The sequence below is a fragment of the Salinivibrio proteolyticus genome (assembly GCF_001996165.1).
Classification (GTDB): Bacteria; Pseudomonadota; Gammaproteobacteria; order Enterobacterales; family Vibrionaceae; genus Salinivibrio; species Salinivibrio proteolyticus.
On the sequence record NZ_MUFP01000032.1, the window covers coordinates 1 to 21,201 of the forward strand.

Annotated in this window: 20 protein-coding genes; 8 read left to right on the forward strand and 12 right to left on the reverse strand. The window is 47.7% G+C overall.

What is annotated here, in order from left to right:
* The first annotated feature begins 214 nt into the window (after window positions 1-214).
* The 4 genes from BZJ19_RS16385 (at window position 215) to BZJ19_RS16400 (ending at window position 4,776) form a co-directional block, all read left to right on the forward strand.
* Window positions 215-952, forward strand: a complete 738-nt coding sequence (locus BZJ19_RS16385) for a substrate-binding periplasmic protein (protein ID WP_077676401.1) — start codon at window positions 215-217, stop codon at window positions 950-952.
* Window positions 953-1,027: 75 nt separating this feature from the next.
* Window positions 1,028-2,581 carry a methyl-accepting chemotaxis protein gene (locus tag BZJ19_RS16390; protein ID WP_077676402.1) on the forward strand — a complete coding sequence of 518 codons (1,554 nt, stop codon included), beginning with the start codon at window positions 1,028-1,030 and terminating at the stop codon, window positions 2,579-2,581.
* A 27-nt stretch (window positions 2,582-2,608) separates the two neighbouring features.
* A complete protein-coding gene (locus tag BZJ19_RS16395; RefSeq protein ID WP_077676403.1) occupies window positions 2,609-3,340 on the forward strand; it encodes a substrate-binding periplasmic protein in 732 nt (243 codons plus the stop codon).
* 113 nt (window positions 3,341-3,453) lie between these two features.
* Entirely contained in the window at window positions 3,454-4,776 is a 1,323-nt protein-coding gene (locus tag BZJ19_RS16400) for a diguanylate cyclase (protein WP_162274230.1), read from the forward strand.
* 89 nt (window positions 4,777-4,865) lie between these two features.
* Here BZJ19_RS16400 and BZJ19_RS16405 read toward each other — a convergent pair whose 3' ends face one another.
* From BZJ19_RS16405 to BZJ19_RS16420, 4 genes are all read right to left on the reverse strand, one after another.
* Entirely contained in the window at window positions 4,866-5,648 is a 783-nt protein-coding gene (locus tag BZJ19_RS16405; protein WP_077676405.1) for a substrate-binding periplasmic protein, read from the reverse strand.
* A gap of 76 nt (window positions 5,649-5,724) precedes the next feature.
* The gene (locus BZJ19_RS16410) at window positions 5,725-6,768 is read right to left on the reverse strand and encodes an efflux RND transporter periplasmic adaptor subunit (RefSeq protein ID WP_077676406.1); all 1,044 of its coding nucleotides are present in this window, start codon (window positions 6,766-6,768) and stop codon (window positions 5,725-5,727) included.
* On the reverse strand, window positions 6,765-10,073 hold the full coding sequence (locus BZJ19_RS16415) for an efflux RND transporter permease subunit (protein WP_077676407.1): 3,309 nt from the start codon (window positions 10,071-10,073) through the stop codon (window positions 6,765-6,767). Before BZJ19_RS16415 ends, BZJ19_RS16410 begins: the two co-directional genes overlap by 4 nt.
* A 121-nt stretch (window positions 10,074-10,194) precedes the next feature.
* Window positions 10,195-10,533: an ArsR/SmtB family transcription factor gene (locus BZJ19_RS16420; RefSeq protein WP_235608279.1), complete on the reverse strand. Its 339-nt coding sequence runs from the start codon at window positions 10,531-10,533 to the stop codon at window positions 10,195-10,197.
* A 198-nt stretch (window positions 10,534-10,731) separates the two neighbouring features.
* Between BZJ19_RS16420 and BZJ19_RS16425 the strand changes: the two genes are divergently transcribed.
* The 3 genes from BZJ19_RS16425 to BZJ19_RS16435 all read left to right on the forward strand — a co-directional run bounded on the left by BZJ19_RS16425 (window position 10,732) and on the right by BZJ19_RS16435 (window position 13,237).
* Window positions 10,732-10,923, forward strand: coding sequence for a YgaP family membrane protein (locus BZJ19_RS16425; RefSeq protein WP_046075776.1), 192 nt, complete (start codon window positions 10,732-10,734; stop codon window positions 10,921-10,923).
* A 10-nt stretch (window positions 10,924-10,933) separates the two neighbouring features.
* Window positions 10,934-12,634, forward strand: a complete 1,701-nt coding sequence (locus BZJ19_RS16430; protein WP_077676408.1) for an FAD-dependent oxidoreductase — start codon at window positions 10,934-10,936, stop codon at window positions 12,632-12,634.
* Window positions 12,635-12,850: 216 nt separating this feature from the next.
* On the forward strand, window positions 12,851-13,237 hold the full coding sequence (locus tag BZJ19_RS16435; protein ID WP_077676409.1) for a substrate-binding periplasmic protein: 387 nt from the start codon (window positions 12,851-12,853) through the stop codon (window positions 13,235-13,237).
* Between the two features lie 41 nt (window positions 13,238-13,278).
* On the opposite strand, the gene BZJ19_RS16440 is transcribed toward BZJ19_RS16435, so the two are convergent.
* The 8 genes from BZJ19_RS16440 to BZJ19_RS16475 all read right to left on the reverse strand — a co-directional run bounded on the left by BZJ19_RS16440 (window position 13,279) and on the right by BZJ19_RS16475 (window position 19,632).
* Window positions 13,279-13,701: a PaaI family thioesterase gene (locus BZJ19_RS16440; protein ID WP_235608281.1), complete on the reverse strand. Its 423-nt coding sequence runs from the start codon at window positions 13,699-13,701 to the stop codon at window positions 13,279-13,281.
* A gap of 120 nt (window positions 13,702-13,821) precedes the next feature.
* Window positions 13,822-14,355, reverse strand: coding sequence for a hypothetical protein (locus BZJ19_RS16445; protein ID WP_077676410.1), 534 nt, complete (start codon window positions 14,353-14,355; stop codon window positions 13,822-13,824).
* 396 nt (window positions 14,356-14,751) lie between these two features.
* Window positions 14,752-15,180: a lysozyme inhibitor LprI family protein gene (locus BZJ19_RS16450; RefSeq protein WP_077676411.1), complete on the reverse strand. Its 429-nt coding sequence runs from the start codon at window positions 15,178-15,180 to the stop codon at window positions 14,752-14,754.
* A gap of 37 nt (window positions 15,181-15,217) precedes the next feature.
* On the reverse strand, window positions 15,218-16,405 hold the full coding sequence (locus BZJ19_RS16455; protein WP_077676412.1) for an NnrS family protein: 1,188 nt from the start codon (window positions 16,403-16,405) through the stop codon (window positions 15,218-15,220).
* Between the two features lie 299 nt (window positions 16,406-16,704).
* Entirely contained in the window at window positions 16,705-17,367 is a 663-nt protein-coding gene (locus tag BZJ19_RS16460; protein ID WP_077676413.1) for a Qnr family pentapeptide repeat protein, read from the reverse strand.
* Window positions 17,368-17,552: 185 nt separating this feature from the next.
* Window positions 17,553-18,035, reverse strand: coding sequence for a GrpB family protein (locus BZJ19_RS16465; protein ID WP_077676419.1), 483 nt, complete (start codon window positions 18,033-18,035; stop codon window positions 17,553-17,555).
* A 49-nt stretch (window positions 18,036-18,084) separates the two neighbouring features.
* Entirely contained in the window at window positions 18,085-18,996 is a 912-nt protein-coding gene (locus BZJ19_RS16470) for a LysR family transcriptional regulator (protein ID WP_077676414.1), read from the reverse strand.
* 87 nt (window positions 18,997-19,083) lie between these two features.
* Window positions 19,084-19,632 (reverse strand): DMT family transporter, encoded by a 549-nt coding sequence (locus BZJ19_RS16475; RefSeq protein WP_077676415.1) that lies wholly within the window; start codon window positions 19,630-19,632, stop codon window positions 19,084-19,086.
* Window positions 19,633-19,940: 308 nt separating this feature from the next.
* Between BZJ19_RS16475 and BZJ19_RS16480 the strand changes: the two genes are divergently transcribed.
* Window positions 19,941-21,104, forward strand: a complete 1,164-nt coding sequence (locus tag BZJ19_RS16480; RefSeq protein ID WP_077676416.1) for a DEAD/DEAH box helicase — start codon at window positions 19,941-19,943, stop codon at window positions 21,102-21,104.
* Window positions 21,105-21,201 lie beyond the last annotated feature (97 nt).

The window sequence follows — 21,201 nt, forward strand, 5'->3', positions numbered from 1 at the left end:
CTTTATAGACAAACCTTGATGTACTTAGTTTTTTGCGCACCGAGCGCTATCTTTCTTTATTCATAAGAAAATCATATAAAACCAATAAAAACATAATCTTAATGTCACTTTTGTTTCGCAAGTAACCAAGCCAAAACGTTAAATGTCGATCATTTTTCTCAGCGTTTTTTTTGTCGTCTATGCTGATAGAAGCACTTAAAAAATCGGAGGAACTATGCTCAAGCATTTGTTCATCATGGCATTATCGATTTGCATTATGTTGTCTGCGACCGTACGCGCAGACGTACTTACCATGCCATCACTTGATTGGCCCCCCTACTCAGGCAAAAGCCTGCCCGAACAAGGTGCGTCGGTTGCAGTCGTTAGAGCCGCGGTTGAAGCGATGGGGCACGAACTCAATGTTGAGTTTTATCCTTGGTCTCGCACTGTGTACTTGGTGAAAAACGATGCCCAATATGCTGGATATTTCCCCGAATACTACTACGAGACCGACGAGTTACTCTTTTCCGACCCAATAGGGACCGGTCCCCTTGGTTTTGTCGAAAACACCAATCAACCGATTGAATGGTCCTCATTGGATGATCTGGCTTCACACACGATAGGCGTGGTGCGAGGCTATGTGAACACGCCAGAGCTGGATGCGCGGATTGCCAATGGCACGCTTAAATCGTCTGCTGTGACGAACGACACCCAAAATTTACAGAAAGTCGGCCGCGAACGCCTGCCGCTGGCGGTCGTCGATGCCAACGTGCTGGCTTACCTCAAAGAAAATGACCCTGCACTGAGTGCTGTTAAAGACAAACTGCAAATGAACAAGAAGCTTCTTGTCGACAAAAAACTCTACATTGCCTTTGCCGACAATGAAGAGGGACGAAAATGGCGTGACATCGTCAATGAAGGCCTGAAAAAAATTGATATCGAACAGATTATGCAAAGCCACCTAGGCAACTAGGTGGCGCTGCACCAAAGTTAAGTGGGAAAGCACTGCTGTACCACTGGGCGTGGAAATAGATGGAAGATGAACGCTATGTTTAAAAGCCTGAAAGCAATATTTGTAACGCAAGTAGTTATTGCCGTTTCGGTCGTTTTGGGGATATCCAGTTACATTGATTACCAAAGCACCAAGCAAGAACTCAATAGCGCACTTGTCGCCACAGTGGACAACGCCACCAATCGTATGAAGCTGAGCTTGCCCAAAGCAATTTGGGATTTTGATCTTGAAGCCGCCAAGCTCTCGATCTCCGCCGAGTTAAAGGCACCCGACATCAAAGGTGTTCGGGTGTTAGATAACCAAGGCGAAGCCATCCTGTTTTTACGCCTCGGCCCTCTTTCAGAGGATGGAGAAAAGCGTCCTCCCGTCGACATTGGCGCCGATCAGCAGGCTTACTATGAAGCTATGCCTAAAGAAGAGAGTGAACTGTCTTTCACCGAGTACGGAGAGACCAACAAAGTCGGTACGGTGCAGGTATTTTATAACACTGACCGCCTAGAAGCGGCCCTCGCCGATACCCTGTATCGCAATGTTATCGAGCTGCTTGTACTTGATGCAGTGATGATTGTGTTTTTGATCTTAGCCCTGACCGCAACCGTGGTGAAACCACTTAACGACCTCACCGAACGCGTCCGCGAACTGGCCAGTGGCGATGGCGATCTCTCCAAAGTGATCCCGGAACCCAAATATAAAGAATTCGCGAAGATCACTGAGCACATCAACCACTTTACCGCGTCTTTGCGCGAGATCGTCAACGAAGTGACGCAAGCTTCTATCAATTTGGCTGAAGTCGCAGCACAAAGCGGACAGATGGCACGGACAAACGCCGAGCGCCTCGAGCAACAAAAACAAAGCCTTTCTACTGTTGCAGCAGCAGCGACTGAGATGAATCAGTCGATTGCAACCGTTGCTGATACCGCGAACGACGCCGCAACCCATGCACAGGGCGCAACTGATTTGGTCAATCAGGTGTATCACACCATCGAAAGCTCTGCGTCTGAAATTATCAACATGCGTTCTGAGATGGAGAACGTCAACGCCGAGATGCACAAGTTGCTAGAGGAAGGCGAGAAGATCTCCGATGTTGTGAACGTGATTAATGATATTTCCGAGCAAACCAACCTACTCGCCCTCAACGCAGCGATTGAGGCGGCTCGCGCTGGTGAGCAAGGTCGCGGTTTTGCTGTGGTAGCCGATGAAGTGCGCAGTCTCTCAGTCAAAACCAGTGAATCGACCGAGCAGATTCAATCCAACATCAAATCGTTGAGCGAAGCGACTGAGTCAGTGGAGAAAGAGATCAAACGTATCGGTAGCATCTTAGAAAGTACTGCGGGTCGCGTCTCTGAGTCACAAGAGTCGGTCAGCCAAGTGCGCGAAACCATCACCGATATTTCCGAGCGTAGTGGACAGATCTCGCAAGCGACCGACGAACAACGCCAGGCCATTGATGAAGTCAGTCAAGCGATCAATGAGGCCTCAGATGCCACGAATTATGTGACCGAAGGTGCACAAGAAAATGCGGCTCGAACAGACAAAGTGCTGGAGCTGAGTGAAAACATTAAAGGGCATATGGGTAAATTCAAAACATAACAATCTGGTACATCACAAGGAGTGACAATGAAAAATATATTTACAGTTGGCTTACTGTTTATTTTGATGGCACCAGGGGTGATGGCGCGCACATTAACAGCCGCCCAAGACCCTTGGCCGCCGTTTGTAACGTCTGATGCCTCCATGCCCGGTATCTCGGTTGAGTTATTAACCGAAGCGATGAAAACGCAAGGCTATGACGTTGAGTTCAAAAACATGCCTTGGGCACGCGCTCTAGATTCGGTGAGTAAAGGCACCATCGATTTGTTGCCGGCCACTTGGTACACCCAAGCTCGTACCGAGTTTTTACACTACAGCGAGCCTTACATGACCAATGAGCTTACATTTATCAAGCGCGCCGGTGACAGCTTCCAATTTTCCGATCTTAGTGGGCTACAAGGAAAAACCATTGGTATCATCCGTGACTATGGTTATGGTGATGCGTTTCTCGCCTCAGACAGTTTTGACAAACCAGAGGCGAATAACTTAGTTACAAATTTGAAAAAATTACTCGCTAATCGTATCGATCTCACCTTGGAAGACAAGGTTGTCGCGCTTTCCGTGATGAAAGAGGAAGGTATGGACGCCAATGCGTTTGCGTTTACGAGTAAGCCCCTCTCATCAAAACCGCTTCACGTCACCTCAGGTAAAGCGAATCCAGACGGTGCTCTATTTATTAATGCCTATAACAAAGGGCTCGAAGCAATAAAAGCCAACGGGACATTCGACAAAATTGTTGAAAAATATGGTATTAAGTGATCGAAAGTAAAAATCTTGGATATACTAAAAGAAGGGACGCGTTAGGCCCTTCTTTTTTTTGATCTATAGGGTATGTAATGCTTTTTAAGCGGCAGTTCAATCGATGGTTTTTAGTGTTTACATTAGGCTTTGCGCTACTTGCTGGACTAGCCGTTGTCAGCACGCATAATTACATCATTGAACAAGTCATAAAAGACGAAAAAGAAGATATGAATCGTAAAGCGTCTTTAATTCGTTCTCGTATTGAAGCGGCGATATTTAGAGACACCTACCTCGCCGATAGCCTTGCGACCATTGTGGCAATTGATCCCGAATTCGCCATGACAAGTTGGGCCGACGTTGCAGGAAAACTTCTCACCAAAGCCAGTTATGTGAGAAACGTTGGGCTTGCACCCAATGATGTGATTAGCCATATCTATCCATTAAAGGGAAATGAAGCAGCCATAGGGCTCGATTTTCGCACGCGGCCGAAACAGTATCGAACAGTACTGCGGGCAAGAAACCTTGAAGACGTTTATATTGCAGGTCCGGTGGATCTTGTGCAAGGTGGACAGGCGATTATCGCACGCTTCCCCATTTTTTTATCTCCTATTGATAAAAGCTCTTACTGGGGCGGCGTCAGTGTCGTGATCAATTACACTAAACTGTTCGAAGAGTCGGGCCTTTTTAACCTCGCAGGGGCATCAATTGCCATAAAGAATACAGAAACGTTAGATTACTTTTATGGCTCGCAAGAGACCTTTTTTAATGCCGACTTTGTTGTACCTATAAACCTGCCTAACGGTGAATGGACCTTGGCTGCGCAATACACTATTGAAAAAACCCCTCAAGTCAGACAACTAAGTGTATTCGTTTACGCCATCTGTATTTCCTTTGCCGTAGCAGTTTACGGCATGATCGGCCTATTTTATCGCAGCTTTTTAAAAGCTAAACAACAAGCGTTCCAAGACGAGTTAACAACACTGCCCAATCGTCGTTTTGCCATTGATTTGCTGGAAAAGATAACCACAGAAAAAAAAGAATCTTTCGTACTACTCAATATCGATTTGAATGACTTTAAATTGGTTAATGACGTTTATGGTCATGAAGCGGGCGACGCGCTACTTGCTCATGTCGCGTCACGTCTACGTCAAAGTGTTCGTGTCTCTGATGTGATTGCACGCATAGGAGGGGATGAATTTATTGCAATATTGAGAGATGCACGACCCAGTGATGTAAATAGTATTATAAACAGCATCAAAACCTCGGTAGAGTCCCGCGCATGCGCATGGCAAACCTATAAACTCTATCCCTCTCTGAGTATCGGGCATGCGCTTTACGATCCTGAGTCACCGCAAAGCCTCGATGAAGTCATGGCCACCGCTGATCATGACATGTATCGTGTTAAGACATTGGGAAAACGTGAGCGGCCCGTGAAAGAATCGACCCAAGGATAAAGCCGTAAAATGAAAAAAGAGGCGCTTACACCTCTTTTTATCTTGGTAATAATACAGCTCAATATCTATTAGTGAACGCATTAAATACGTTAATTGAGGTACTCATCTAACATTGCTTGCAGTTGACCTGATTCACGCATTTCTTTGAATCCTGCGTCTAATGTCGCTTTTATTTCATTAGCTTCAGGGTGTTCACGCGAGATCATCATATAAAATTTGTCCCCGCTATTGCCTGGAACCGCGACCGCTTTCATGTTATCCGCCAAGTAGTCAATCCCTTGGGCGACTTTAAACCCAGCTAAGATTTCGTAGCGCGCCAAGAATACGTCACAACGTCCAGCTTCCGTTTTTTGCACTAACTGCTCGAAGCTTTTTGCCGATTTTCTGACTTTACTATCATCAACACCAAAGCCTGTGTAGTTATAACCCAATAGCCCACACATACGAAGGTTATTCAAATCACTGACTGAGTTAACTTGTAAACCATTAGGGTGTTGAGTCGTTGAATAGATATAACTAGGTTGCAAAGTGTAATAGTATTCTGTGAGTAAAAAGTCACGATCGCGCTCTTCGTTAAACGACGCACTCAAGGCAATGTCATAACTACCGGCTTTCGTTTGTAGCACGCAGCGCTTCCAAGGAGGCATTTCGACCGAAACATCAACCCCTTCTTTGCCGAATATCGCGTCAAGGACGTCAACATCATACCCTTGCACTTGTCCGCCTTTTTCAAAGGTATATGGTGGCCAACCAGCACCGTCTCCACAGGCTTTGAGTGATGATGTCTCTAAAGCGAGCGCTGGCCCAGATAGTAGGGAACCAGTGAGTGCTGTCGCGGCGATTGCGGTTGCAGAAAGTGTCGCTATTTTCATAGTGAACTCCTTTTAGGAAAACTCACCTTAAGTATTGACGATATTCTCCATAATGCGACCTGAATCACTGCATTTTTTACGGATTCAATATAACCACCTCGCCAGGCTTTAACCCCTTACGTACGCGTCCTTGCTGTGTGAGCGATACAAGCCGTGTTCTCACCTCACCCGCATCGAGCACCTTCACATAGTTAAGTTGTCCAATTTGATAATACGCATTGCTCGGTAAGTAAAGCTCAGACTCCACTTTTTGTGACACGGTCACTTTTGCAAACATGCCTGGCAGCAAGCTATCGTTAGGATCCGAATGCGGCAGTGTCACCACGACACGATAACTGCGTGAGCTCGTATCGGCGGCGGGCGTCATCGTGCGCACCATACCTGTCAGCGTTTTATTATAGGTGGGCAATTCAACCGTTAACGATTGGCCAATCGCCACAAAAGGCAAAACAGACTCAGCCATATTCACCATCGCTTCAATACTGGCAGGGTTATACAGCGATAACATCGCCGCGCCCGGTGTTGCCGTATCACCTTGGTTGATGATCTTTTCCGTGATCACGCCTGAGAAAGGCGCTCGCACCAGACTAAAACCAAATTGGGTTTCTGCCTCGTCCACCGCAGCAAGGGCGCGGCGATAATCAGACTGCGCCGTTTTTAAGCGATTTTCCGCTTCATCAAACTGAGATTGAGGCACCAGCTTTTTCGCCAACAAGGTCTCCATTCGTCGGTAGTCACTGCGCGCGGTATTCAGTTGCGATTGCGCCGAGGCCAAGGCTTGTTGCACTTGGCGAACTTTGGCACTGAGGTCGGCATTATCTAAACGCAGTAATACATCGCCTTGCTCAACGCGGTCACCGACATCAACCAACACTTCCGCGACGGTGGCCGTCATCCGCGCTGCCAGCGTGGCGTTTTGTCGTGCCACTAGCTTACCCGAGAAGGTACGCGTTTGCGGCTGTTCGACCGCTTCCAGTGTTAGCGTTTTCATATCGCTTGCGACAGGTTTGTGGGGCGATTCTGACGCCACTTTCTCGGTAAAGGCGCCAGCCATCGCCAAAAATAACACCAACAACCCAGTGCCTAGCACCAGTGCGAGTAAGCCTTTTTTTGCCTTCATGCATCCTCTCCTTCTACTGATAAGCCATGGGTCGGGTGATGTTGATACGCAAGGTTGTACACCACAGGCACAACCAGCAAGGTAAACACGGTAGACGCGGCAATGCCGAAAATAATTGCCCACGCTAAGCCATTGAAAATAGGGTCGAGGATGATAATCACATTCCCCAATAAGGTGGTGCCGGCGGTGAGCAGAATAGGCCGCATTCGCACCGCACCCGCTTGTACTAGGGCTTCACTCAGCGCCATGCCTTGTGCAAGTGACTGTTGAATAAATTCAATCAACACCAGTGAGTTACGCACCACAATCCCTGCCAATGCAATCATGCCAATCATCGCGGTGGCGGTGAATAGCGCCGGATTTGGGTAGCCGTTGATCTCACCGCTTAAGCCATTGAGCAACCAAAAACCCGGCATGATGCCAATCACGGTCAGCGGAATCGCGAGCATAATAATGCCCGATACCGCCGGTAGCCCAGTTTGTATCAGCATCACTATAAAAACGCCCAGCAGTGCCGCACCATAGGCAATCCCCAGATCGCGAAAGACATCAATGGTGATTTTCCACTCTCCTTCACCACTCCATACCACCTCGATACCCTCATCAACTTGCCAGCCATCATCCGCGCCATTATCCAGATAAGTACGCGCTGATAGCGGACGAGCACTATCCGATTCAGGTTGATTAAAGTCGGCCATCACATCGGCGACCACCTCGCCCGGCACCCGTCCAGTGGGTTCGGCGTACACATACACGACGGGACGCAAATTTTTATGATAAATAGGCTGATCAACCGGTTGCCGCTCAAAATGACCGAGCTCACTCAAGGCGACCAGCGGCTGCGGCGCATCAAGCAAGGCACCTTGAACCGATTGTTTAGCCACCCCTGCCCGACCGCGTACGTGCAGTGCGAGCAGCGCATCAAGTTGATCACGCGCATCTGGCGCAAGTTGCAGCCTCACGGGCAAAGGATCCATTTCATCGGCATCCGCTAAATAGGCCAGCGTGACCCCTTGGTTCGCGGCCCTGAGCGCTTGGTTAATATCGGCCACGGCAATACCCGACAAGGCGGCTTTTTCTTGGTCCACCACAAACTGCCAGCTCGATAGAGGCCCTTGAATACTGGTGCTCACTTCTGACACCAAGGCTTCACGCTTTAATCGCTCGGCCACCTGAGTCGCTTGCGCTTGCAGGGTTGAATACGGCGTGCTTGGTGAGCCATACAGTTCCGCGACAATGGTTGCCAGCACCGGCGGCCCCGGCGGCATTTCCACTAATTGCACCTCGGCATCATATTTTGCTGCGATGGCTTCTAATTCATCACGCATGCGGGTGACCAAGCCATGTGATTGCAACGTGCGCCGGTGCTTATCCACCAGCACCACACGCAGTTCACCCTGGTAAGGCGCTTGGCGAGTAAAGTAATGTCGCACCATGCCATTAAAATCCATCGGTGAGGCGAGCCCGGCAAAGCCGGATACCGACAACACCTCGGCTTGCGTTTGTAGATAACGGTTCATTTCTCGCAGCACGTTGGAGGTATCAACATGATTGGCGGTTTCCGGCAAATCCAGTACCACCTGAAACTCGTTTTTATTGTCATACGGCAAGAGTTTGAGTGGCACGAGGCGCAAAGCAGGCAGCAAGGCGGCGATGACGAACAACACGCCCACTAGCCATAAAAACGCTTTGGCGCGACGATTACTCTCGAGCAATGGCAGCAACACGCGTCGGTAGCCACGGTACAGCGGCGTGGTCTCTATACGATAGTCATCACCTTTATTGGAAGCGCGGACAATTTTTTTGGCAAGCCAAGGGGTGACTAAAAACGCCACCAAGGTACTGATCACCACACTGACCGGCACATTGAATGCAAGGGGCGCCATATACGGCCCCATCATGCCGGTGATAAAAAACATCGGGGTAAACACAATCACAATCGCCACCGTCGACATGATCAATGCGCGTTTGATTTCCAACATCGCCAGCACAATCGTGCGTCCACGCGGCTTATTATCATGAGTCAGGTGCCGTTCAATGTTGTCGATACTGGCAATCGGATCATCAACAATCAGTCCCAGCGCCAAAATTAACGCAAACAGGGTGACGCGGTTAATCGAATAGCCAAAGGCTAAATCCAGCCCTAATGCCGCGCCATAACTGATTGGGATCGCAATCGCTACCACTAAGGCACTTCGCCAGTTTAAGAACAAGCCAACAAAGACCACCACGGTGAGCACCGCAATACCGAGGCTGGACACCAAGTTTTTTACTTTGGCATCGGCGGTTTGACCGTAATTGCGAATAATCTCAACGCTCACGCCCTCGGGAAATTGTGTGGCGACCAGATGATTGAGCGTGGCTGTGATATCCTCGGCCACGCTCACCGCGTTCGAACCTTTTTGCTTGGCCACCGAGAGAAACACTGCTGGATGCGGCTGGCTATCATCGGTCGATTGGATCCAGGTATCTGTGGTGGACTCTTGCGCGCCGTCGGATAATTCGGCCACATCCTGCAAGTACACAGGTTTGCCATTAACCACCGCCACCACTAAATGGCGTATCTCCTCAAGGCTTTGATACCACTGGCCGGTTTTTAATACATAGCGCTCACCCTGATGCTGAATATCCCCGACATCGCGCTTTTGATGGCTTAATGAGAAGGCATTGGTGAGATCGGACACGCTGATTTGATAGCTTGCCATAGCCGCAGGATCGAGCGTGACCAATACCTGCCGCGGCACCCCGCCCACTACCTTCACCGCATTGGTTTCGGGAAGGGCTTTGAGATCCAAGGTGGCCTGCTCGGCAATACGGCGCAGCGCATAATGGTCGAGCTGGTCCGGTTTGTCGCTACTCAGTGCCGCAATCACAATCGGCACATCATCAATTTCCACCGGCTTGATTGCCCATTCGCTCACAGCAGCTGGGATCGCATCTTGATTGGCGTACAGCTTGTTATAAAGCTTCACCAAGGCTGCCTCGCGATCTTCACCCACGTAAAAGCGCACCGTGACCAACGCGGAGCCTGCTTGGGTGGTGGAATACACATACTCCACCCCATCAATTTGACTGACTTTTTTCTCGAGCGGCTGCGTCACCTGCTTTGCCACTTGTGGCGCACTCAAACCGGGCGCTTGTACCACCACATCTGCCATTGGCACCACGATTTGCGGATCTTCTTCTTTGGGCGTAAGCCACAGCGCCGCCGCCCCGACCAGCAGTGCGAGCACGATAAGGATGGGCGGGAAGAAGCTGTTCATTACTCGGGTGATCAGCTGACCTTGTGGCTGGGCATCTCGCATATTCGATCCTTTGGCTGATGTCAGTAACGACAAGAAAACGATAGGTAAAATGGCTGAATGTTAATTAACTTAGCGCATCGACGGGCAATGAATGTATGCTGATCGCTCAGATTCAGACACATCAGGCACAATAGAGCCGCTGCAAGGTGGCGATAATCGCCACGACGTGGGGGTCATTGAGCTGATAAAACACCTGCTGAGATGACTTGCGCACCTTAACCAGTTGATGCCGCTTTAACACGCTAAGGTGCTGGGAAAACGCCGACTGACTGAGCGACGACCCTTGCAGCAATTGCCCCACGGAGCGCTCTCCGGCCAAGAGCTGGCACAGCACAATTAAGCGCTCAGGATGGGCCATCACTTTCAACATGGCCGCCACCAAAGACGCTTGCTCACGCATGGCACTAATGTCCATATCCGGTACGCTTTCTGCCTCAAACGGCACCGTTGACTCTGCCATCACCCACTCCTTTCTCGCCAATACTCATAGCTTAGCGCGGCATTTTATTTAGTCAATTCTAATTTAGATAAATTGTTATTAGACTTTTCTAAATATAACTTCTAGAGTGATCCCAGTGCCGACAAATACTGAAGGCGTTCGAGCCAAAGCGGTTCGGTCTGTCGGGTAATCGTATAGAGGATGCAAAGGAGTCTTGCTATGACAATTGATAATGGCGTACGCGTAATCGCTGGCATGATGGTGCTACTTTCTGTCGTGCTTACCCTCACAGTTCACAGCCAATTTGTTTGGCTAACCGTCTTCGTTGGCGTAAACCTGATCCAAAGTGCGTTTACAGGGATTTGTCCGGCTGCCTTTTTCCTGAAAAAACTTGGACTAAGCAACGCTTGATGGAGTCATAATGACCAAAATCGTAATTATTGGCGGCGTCGCTGGTGGCGCCTCTGCCGCCGCTCGCGCCCGTCGCTTAAGTGAACAAGCCGAAATTATCATGTTCGAACGTGGCCCGTACGTCTCGTTCGCTAATTGTGGTTTGCCTTATCATATCGGCGGAGATATTACCGATCGCAGTAAACTCTTGCTGCAAACCCCAGATAGTTTTCGCGCCCGCTTTAATGTGGATGTGCGCATCAACAGCACAGTCACTGCGATTAATCGCGAGGTCAAAACCGTTACCGTCACCCGTGCCGATGGCAGCGATTATCAAGAAAGTTACGACAAGTTGCTGTTAAGCCCAGGTGCGGCCCCCATCATGCCGCCCATCCCTGGCCTAGATAACCCGCTGACCCACTCGCTCCGCAATATTCCAGACATGGATGCGATTTTGCATACCATTGATATGAATAACCCCAGCCATGCGACTGTCGTTGGCGGGGGCTTTATTGGCCTTGAGATGATGGAAGCGCTGCATCAACGCGGGATTAAAACCACCCTATTGGAGATGGCCGATCAGGTCATGACGCCGGTTGATCGCGAAATGGCGGGCTTTGTTCATCAAACCATTCGCGATCAAGGAGTGGATTTACGCCTAGGCACAGCGCTGGAGTCCGCCGAGTTTATTCCCACCACGCATGTCGCCAGTGATGATGCCGGCGAGCCCAGTGAGCCGCAACACTTAGAAGGTTCACTGAACCTCACGCTAAATAATGGTGACACGCTGCATACTGAATTGTTGATCATGGCGGTTGGCGTTAAGCCTGAAGTCACGCTGGCGCAACAAGCGGGCCTTGCCATTGGTGAAAAAGGCGGCATTGTGGTCAACAGTACTCTGCAGACCCAAGATCCCGATATTTACGCGATCGGCGATGCAGTCGAAGAAATCGACTTTGTGACCCATAAGCCAACGTTAGTGCCACTAGCGGGTCCGGCGAACCGTCAAGGACGCATGGCCGCTGACAATATGCTAGGAAGTACTGAGCATTATCTTGGCACCCAAGGCACCGCTATCTGTAAAGTGTTCGATCTCGCCGTCGCCTCGGTGGGCCAAAACGAGAAACAACTTAAGCACGCTGACATCAACTATCAAAAGGTCTATGTTCACGCCGCCAGTCATGCCGGTTATTATCCCGGTGCGGAAATCGTCTCATTTAAGCTGCTGTTTGCCCCTGATACCGGCGCGATTTTAGGCGCACAAGCGGTGGGTAAAGATGGCATTGATAAGCGCATTGATGTCATGGCCGTGGCACAACGTGCTGGCATGACCGTTGAGCAGTTACAACATCTAGAACTCACCTACGCGCCGCCGTATGGCAGTGCCAAAGATGTGATTAACCAAGCGGCGTTTGTGGCCACCAATATTCTTAAAGGTGACGCGAACCCTATTCACTTTGATGAGTTAGAAAAGCTTACCGACGATCAAGTGCTACTCGATGTGCGCAATGCGCCCGAGCGAGAAAACGGCCAGTACATTGAAGGCGATGTGCATATTCCGGTCGACGAGCTGCGCGGACGCATCAATGAGCTGCCAAAAGACAAAGAAATTGTGGTGTACTGCCAAGTCGGTCTGCGCGGCAACGTCGCCTACCGCCAGCTAGTCAACAATGGCTTTAAAGCACGCAACTTGATTGGTGGCTATCGCACTTACAAATTCGCCACAGCGTAGTGCGAACACTGTATTCAAATTCAACTGGGTGACCCCACATGGGTCACCTTTTTTATGCTGGCGGGAAGGTGTTCTACGAAAACAACCCCGACGACAAATACCGATCACCGCGATCGCAAATAATGGCTACCACAAAGCCTGCTAGCACAAGGCGACCATCGTCAAAAGCTCCGTCTTCCACTTTCTTTCCGCCCTTAAGTTAATAAATGAGTCAATATGAACAATTCTCTGACCCAATATACGATTGGCGGTGTACTTGGTTACTCATACGGTCTGGATGATTTGGAATCTGACAACGGATGGAAAATTCGTCGAGTCGCTTCACCGGAAAGTAACTATCAGAAGCTCGCTGCCGGCAGATTGGATGGTGTGTTAGAGGATCTAAATGTGGGTAAACAGACCATCAATGAAATGGAGCTAGGAGGGCAACTCGAGCCTGCAGAGCAGATTTTGTCAGAACGCGAATACCACGTGATTATTTCTAAGGCTTCGCCTCGAGCGCAAGAGCTTCTTGAGGTCCTCAACCAAGGGCTTAAACAATTGGTCGATGAGGGTAAGGCCGACCAGTACCTCGAAGCAACGCTTAGAGGTGAATACCAATAAACGCGCGCCAAGCACCTGTCTTGTAGACTCTCTTCTTTGCCTCACTTTTTGGGGAGAGCAAACGTGCCAACAGCATGTGCGACAGGTGCTGGTTCTCCTTTAGAGCGGATAACGACATCGCCCACCACCGAGGTTTTACCAACCTTTAGCAAGGTACATTCTGCAGTTAACGCCGCATTCGCCTTTGGCCTTTGCAGAAAATTCATGTTTAGGTTTGTCGTAACCGCCATCTCTTCGACACCCAGTGTACCAAATATTGCGGCATACAAAGCAGCATCGGCAAGTGTCATCATAAATGGTCCCGATACCGTTCCTCCCGGACGCAGATCCCGTTGCGTCACTGGTCGTCTTAGTAATGCGTATCGATTTTCAATCTGCTCGACTCTCAAATTTGAGCCTTTAAACTGGGTATCAAAGAATGCTTGAATCTCTTCTTTCGTTACCATGCCCTTATGGTATTTCATAGCTCTTTTACCTTTCACGATGATGGCCATAAATATAAAAGGCCACACATAACCTGTCTGGCCTTTTATTTCTGTTCAATGCAATCTTAAGTAACCTATAGAGATAACGTTATAGAACAGTTACTGATAGTCGTTAATACGCCACATATAGATTTGATCACCGTTAATAAGGCGTTTAAGCAAATCAATATGATCCGCTGACCCTTGATAGTTAAATGTGAACTTATTATAGGGTAATTGCTCGCCATAAAAAGCGTATGGCGACAGGATCAGTGTATTGGCTTCAACAATGAAATCATGCGTAACTTTTCCTTCCAAGTAGTTTTTATTGCCATTAAAAACATACCCACTTGGAGGTAGACAACGCACTGCATTTACCGTATATGTACCCGGCTCAAGGCCATCAAACAATACGAACTTTTTGTCTTCATCTGGAACAAAAGAGAGAGTAACAGGCTTTTCCAGATCTGGATTTTCCATGTCAATGGCGACACTTTTACACGTATGCGAACCGTTTAATGTTGTAAATAAAGTTACAAACGCTAGCGCACCTTTTCCACTATGTGGTTGTAGTCGCTCTACATCGGTAGACACAGTCGAGGCACAGCCAGAAACCACCTGCGCAACAATCAATAAAAATAGTAATTTTTTCACGATACTTCATCCTGAGTTTAAACGGTCGACATGATAACAAAACAGTCGCTTTGTAGGTGGAAACATCATGTGATAGAGAGCACATTACTCTGAGTTTTATCTTGCTAAGAGAAGCTCAATAGGCGCGTTCGTCTACTTTCTTTCGAAGTTACTCACGAAGGCATCGTAGTTATCAAACATTTCTTTGCTACCCGACTTGGTCAACGAGGTTTCAGCCTTTTTGTAGAATCTATTTTCATCCATAGTGTCTACTGTATACCAAACCACTATATACTCTTCAGCGAGATACCCATGGCACTCTCGGACGGATACGGCTTCTGAGCCCTGAGCACGATTTTCTACTATGTCTAAACAAAAGCCAGGCGCTATAGGATTTTTGATTGATACAGTATAAAACTAGTCGTGTACAGGCCACATCTCAGGCTCGGGGAGTATAGGTGGTGTGCTGTCCATATAGGTCAGGAAGTTTTCCCATATTTCATGCGTTCTAACTTGTGTCAGCTTCGTTTGACAACTTATCGACATCACACCTCTAATTGACCCCTCTCGCCATTGAGTATAGATAGAGTCACAATGCGATGACATATATTTATGCCAATTCTTCTGCGCCGTCTTAATGGCGGCGACAAGCTCTGGATCATAGCTGTTGTGCTCCAAACTCGTTGATAAATATTTATCTAATGTTTGCTTTGCCTCTGAAAGCTCCACAGATGCACAATAATTAATATCCAGTGTTGAAACCGCCTTATCACAATCAACGTGAGCATCACTACTAACGGCACAAAGTGGTATGGTCAAAAACAAAAATCCAACTATCTTCCACATTATCTGACTCCAAATAAAAAAGGTTAACGATGCACCATCACCCTACTGCACCATCAGCACGCGCTTTGACTAGCATCGGGCCAAAACACAGTACAAACCAGCCATAACTTATCGTCCACAGAAGTGCAGAGGCGGAAACAAGCGCTAATGTATAGCTTGGCCATAACCATATACCAACGACGCGCACCAATGCGGACAAGAACAGCATACAAAACAACCAAGCAAACCTTGGGCCTTGATAGACATTACGGCCTGTATGTCCCAGTGTCACGCGTGTAATCATCGCTAAGATAACGCCACCTAGAGCACCAATAGCGAATAAATGCCAGATTAACTGCGACGCCCAAGGATCAGTGACTACAGCTTTTAATAGTAAACCAAGCGGTAGAAAGAGATAGAACACATGAAGAGAAAGCAACATAGGTTCTGAATACGCCCTCCAGCCCTGCCAACGGAGCAGCCGAACGCCCTGCGCGATACCCATTAAGAGCAATAAGCCACGTGCGACGGTATTGTCAGTTCCTAAGGCTAGCGTGACACCAATTAACAGCAGAAATGATATATTGATAGCGAGCTCTAACCATTCAGGCAAACTTGGTATCTCTACACTCAGTTTCTTTTCCGTGAAAAACGGTATTACCCGTCCCCCCATCACGCCAATAAGCATCATGTACCAAAGCAAGGTACTATGCCAAACTTGGTTTATCGGCAAGGAAACGTATCCTAATAACACTCCGTAAGATAGCGTATTCAGTGCCGCCGCCATCGCTAGAATAGGTATGAATAGATAGTTGCGCCGACGCTTAGTTACAACAACTCGATGTCCTACAGACCATGTTATACAAATAATAAATAGCGTATCTAGCGCCAAGCTAGACCAAATGGGGACGTCCACCCAAAAGCTCAGTCGAGCGGCGAGCCAAAGCATAAAAACAACAAAAAGCTTTAACCCACGCGTTCCCGGAACTCCAGTCCAGTTTTGCACCGCCGTCATTAGAAAACCACCGACTATGGCCATCGCAAAGCCAAATAGCATTTCGTGAGCGTGCCACCATAGTGAGGGTACCGTCAGTGAAAATGCATTTGGGTGAACATACAGACCTGCCCAGATGACAATAACGACACAGGAATAAAGTGCTCCAAAGAGAAAAAACGGCCTAAACCCAAGACGCACGACAGGCGGGATTTTCTCTTCTTTTTGTTTATCGGTGACGTTCAACAGCATTATCAGTGCGCTCCACAAAAAAACGGTGTTGCCACCCTAGCACAACGGAATGCTTTTCAATTGATATTGAGCAACTTTGAACTCAATTAATGTGCCACAAAAAATAAGGTTATTAAGACAAATATCCCTATTCACACATTAACCTAGTACTTCCCTTCACTTGACCTGGTGGGTAGAACTTACCTTCTGATTGGCTCGACTCTTTGCTACTCACTTTTACTTCAACATTGTCGACTTCATCTCAACTCGAGTTAACTAATGCGTGTTTGATTAATATCTATCAGAAACACTGTGTACGACTAGCGCGCACCCGGGAAAACAATCAGGCCTAAGCTTTCAAGTAGCTGAGATTGTTGCCAATCGGCTATTTTCACGCCCGACAGATCCACTTTGCGTGGGTCGAGGCCATCAATCTCAGCGTGACATAAATTAGCGCCTTGTACACTAAACTGCCCCCATACATCGGACGAGAACACACCGCCACTCAGATCGGCTTCTTTCAATGATGCACCGAGAAGATGGGTTTCAATCCAACGGTTTTCAAACAGTTCGCACTTTTCCAAGCACGCTTGCGCAAGATTGGCATAAGACAAGTTACAACCGGTGATAAATGCTGAGCAAAAGAACACCCGATGACTGACTTGATTGGCAAAATTTGCGCGGGAAAAGTTCGCGCCCTTCAGATCGCATTCTCTCATCTCAATACCGTAACAATTGGCAAAACTAAAATTGGCCATCGCTAATTGGCATTGCTGAAAACTGGCATCACGAAGATCAGCCGCGGTAAAGTGGCACCCTTCGATATCGCCCTGTTCGATAAATTTGCAACGCTTGAACGTCACATCGCGAAGGTTAGCGCGGGTAAAGTCACAACGGATAAAGGTACAGTCTTTGAATTCAAGCTCACTGAAATCTTGGTGAGAAAAGTTCTCTTGGTGAAATGTCTGGTTATATGTCTTCATATTATTTCCTTAATTAATGCGCCGCTAGGCTAACAACATAACCTTTTGAAATCACGAAAATAAAACCTTTCACAATCAGGATCTTATAACCCCCTTATTTTGCCGATTTAAAGGGGTAAACTAGCCTCAGAGAAAGCGTAAGAGGAACAGTTAGAACACGGCGACGATAAAAAAAGTTTTTCGCCTTACAGACCGGCTGACGAAGATAACACCTGATCCACAAACCTCGCTTTTCTCGCCCGATAGTCATCTTGCTCAAACCCTTCACAGGCGCGTTTAAGCGCATTGTAGGTGTGAACCAGTTGTGGGTTAGCGCGCAGCATGTCTCGAAAGGTCAGAAAGTCTTCGAACTCAGAGCCATTGGCCACCACTTGCAAAGCAACATCGTCATCTTGTTTGGATTCCAGCATACACAGCTCAGGAGTCCGTAACGTATCTCGCTTTACTTGAAAGCCCAACTCAACTAGCCGCTTCACAGCCTCTTCATGCTGGAAGGCAGGTACACCAACAAAAATATCGAGATCGCCTTTCGATATTGCTGAGGGGATCGACGACGCTCCAATGTGCTCGACTCGCGCTTCAGGAAGTTGGTGTTGGATAGCCACTCGCCACTGATTGAATAATCGCTCGCAAGCAGGTTGGTATTGGTCATCCGTATAAAATTTCATCATTATGAACGATTTTTCACAATAACTGAGTAAAGGGCAGATTATACTATTAATCATCCTGAACATTTATGACATCGTGAATCATTTTCCTTAGCCAACTATGAATAGGATCACATTTTTTCCGCTGATGCCAAATCATAGTAAATTCAAAGGATTCAATATCAAATGGCGGTTCGAAAATAACTAAGCGCTTATCAAGGTAAGACCCATCTAGAGTTTTTGATGCAATCGTTAATATAAGATCTGTATCGACAATTAGGTCAGCGGCAATTCCCCAGTGCGGTAGAGTCATTACCACATTTCGTACATATCCAACGTGTTCTAACGCACTTGCTATTTCATGGTATGAACTTTCTTGTTGTGCAACGTGTAGATGCGGACGAGATAACCAAGCGCTTAAGTCTAAACCGTCTTTTTGAGGCATTGTAGCTGCATCAGCTACGCACACAAAATCTTCTTGAAATAATGTTTCAACCTCAATGTCATCGTGGCGTATCGTGAAAACGCCAAACGCAAAGTCAACTTTTCCATCAATGAGATCCATAACCATCGTCTCTCTACTGCCCTGTAAAACGACGAGTCGAAGATTGGGGGCAACAGAACGTACTCGACGTAATAGCTCGGGAAGAATGACTTTCGCGCCATAGTCAGACATTGCGAGATGAATCGTAGTATCTGCATGTGCTGGATCAAACTCTGGTGGCTCAATTAGAGCGCCTAGCTGTTGCAAAGTTTGATCCAACGACGGTTTTAACTGCGCTGCTTTCGGTGTGAGCTCAAACTGACCATTGATACGTACTAATAATGGATCATTAAACATCTTGCGTAAGTACGCTAGTGAATGACTCACAGCGGGTTGGCTTTTATAGAGGCGAATGGCTGCTCGAGAAATATGCTTCTCAGCCAAGAGCGCCTGCAATGTCACTAGCTGATTTAGGTCAATTCGTCTTAAAGGGTTCATTCGTGACGTCAAAATGCGGATGGCAAAGCAAGAAACATATATAAACCCCCTATAAAATCAATAAAAAAGTGACAAGTGGTAACGTCATCATAGTGATTTCATGCCGTCACTCGACAAACTCTTCTCATCAATTTGGGCATTGTTCTTAACGTCCCTAGCGATAGTTGGCGACGTAAACATCTGGACGACGACCATGCCTGCAATGATCAGCACTATTCCTGCCAATTTTCCTATGTTTACTTCCTTAACCGGTAGCCCCATCAAGCCAAAATGATCAATGCACGAAGAGATGACCATTTGTCCCGTGATTACACAAACGATAAAAGCAGTTGCACCTAGCTTGGGCGTTAATACTAGTGACGATGTTATAAAAAATACACCAGCAACACCACCAAGCCATCCCCAAAATGGAATAGCTGCTAACTCAGATATTTTTGGTGTTTGAACGTTCATGGCAAAAAGTACTGGGGTCAGAACAATTATACTGATCAACAATGATACTGCAGTAGCCCAAAGTGGATGACCAAGCGCCTTGCCTAACAATGCGTTGCTACCTGCTTGAAAGGGAACAAGTGAGCCTGCTGTCATAGCAATAAGTGACAAAAACACGATGGAAACGGGAAAATTAAGTGACATCTCATAATCCTCAATATACAAACAACAAAATTATTGCCATTTCATGTCTGCAAGGGAAATTTTTAATCTGCATGTGATGTATTCGCCCGACGAATACATAGTTGTTGTTTCATGCCAAGGCTCATCATCGGTTAGTCACCGACGCAGTTTTCTCTAACGAGTTTCCAATAACCTATCTCATCACAGCCAAGAAACTACCCGCAGACAGATTTTGCGTCGTGCTACTGTAAGGTTCGTGCTAGACTCCACGCCATTCAGTGTGTCTGTGCAGTAACGCGGACACACGCTTCTTGTTTGTTGAGTCTGTTATGCCATTTAAAAAACTGGGTTTAAGCGACCCACTTTGCCAAGCCATAGCCCAACGCGGCTTTACCACGCCAACATCTATTCAAGCCAAAGCGATTCCAATCATCCAACAAGGGCATGATCTGATTGCCGCGGCACAAACGGGCACCGGAAAAACCTCGAGTTTTATCTGGCCTATCATCGATAAATTATCTGCCGGTGAAGCAGGACGTAAAAAGCGCGCGCGCGCTCTCGTCATCGCTCCCACTCGTGAACTCGCCCTGCAAGTGGCTGAGAGCGCACGTCAAGACAGCCAGTTTACTGAGCTAAAGACCTTAGCGATGGTTGGCGGCATGGACGAGCAGGCACAAAAGCAAGCCTTGATCGACGGCGTCGACATTTTGGTCGCCACCCCGGGACGTCTACGGGATTTACTCAGCCAACGTGCCGTCTATTTAGATGAAGTGGAAGTGCTGGTTCTCGACGAAGCGGATCGCATGCTCGATATGGGCTTTATTGATGCGATTCAACATATTCTAGACCGATTGCCGGCAAGCACGCAGTGCTTACTATTTTCGGCCACGCTGTCTAATAAAGTGCGCGATCTAGCCAAAGCGACCATTGGCGATGAAGGCAAAGAAATCAGCATTGCCGCACGAGATGCCTCGAAAGACAACATTACTCAATGGTGTATTCCAGTCGATAAAGATAAGAAATCCGCACTACTTAGTCATTTAATTAAAGAGAATGGCTGGACGCAAGCGTTGATTTTTATCGAAACCAAACACGGCGCCGCCAAACTCGCCACCCAGTTGGAAAAACGGGGCATTACCGCCGAAGCGTTTCACAGTGGACGCAGCCAAGCCGTGCGGACCCAATTGCTGGAAGACTTTAAAAACGGTGACATCCAATTTTTAATTGCCACCGGCGTCGCCGCGCGTGGCATTGATATTGAGTCGCTTGAGCGCGTGGTCAATTACGATCTGCCCTTCCCGGCCGACGAGTACGTCCACCGAATTGGCCGTACCGGTCGCGCAAGTGCTCAAGGCGAAGCGATTTCATTGGTCTCAAAAGATAACACCAAAAACTTGCGCATGATTGAAGCACGTCTCGGGCACCCACTTGAACGTCACATTATCGAAGGCTTTGAGCCTAAAAAGCCAGTGCCGCTGACTGCACCAAGATAGAATCATAGAATAGTTAACACCGCTATCCAAAACGCTCATATTACTGGGCGTTTTTTCTTTCACCTCAAATATGCAACTCATTTTATAATAAATAGCT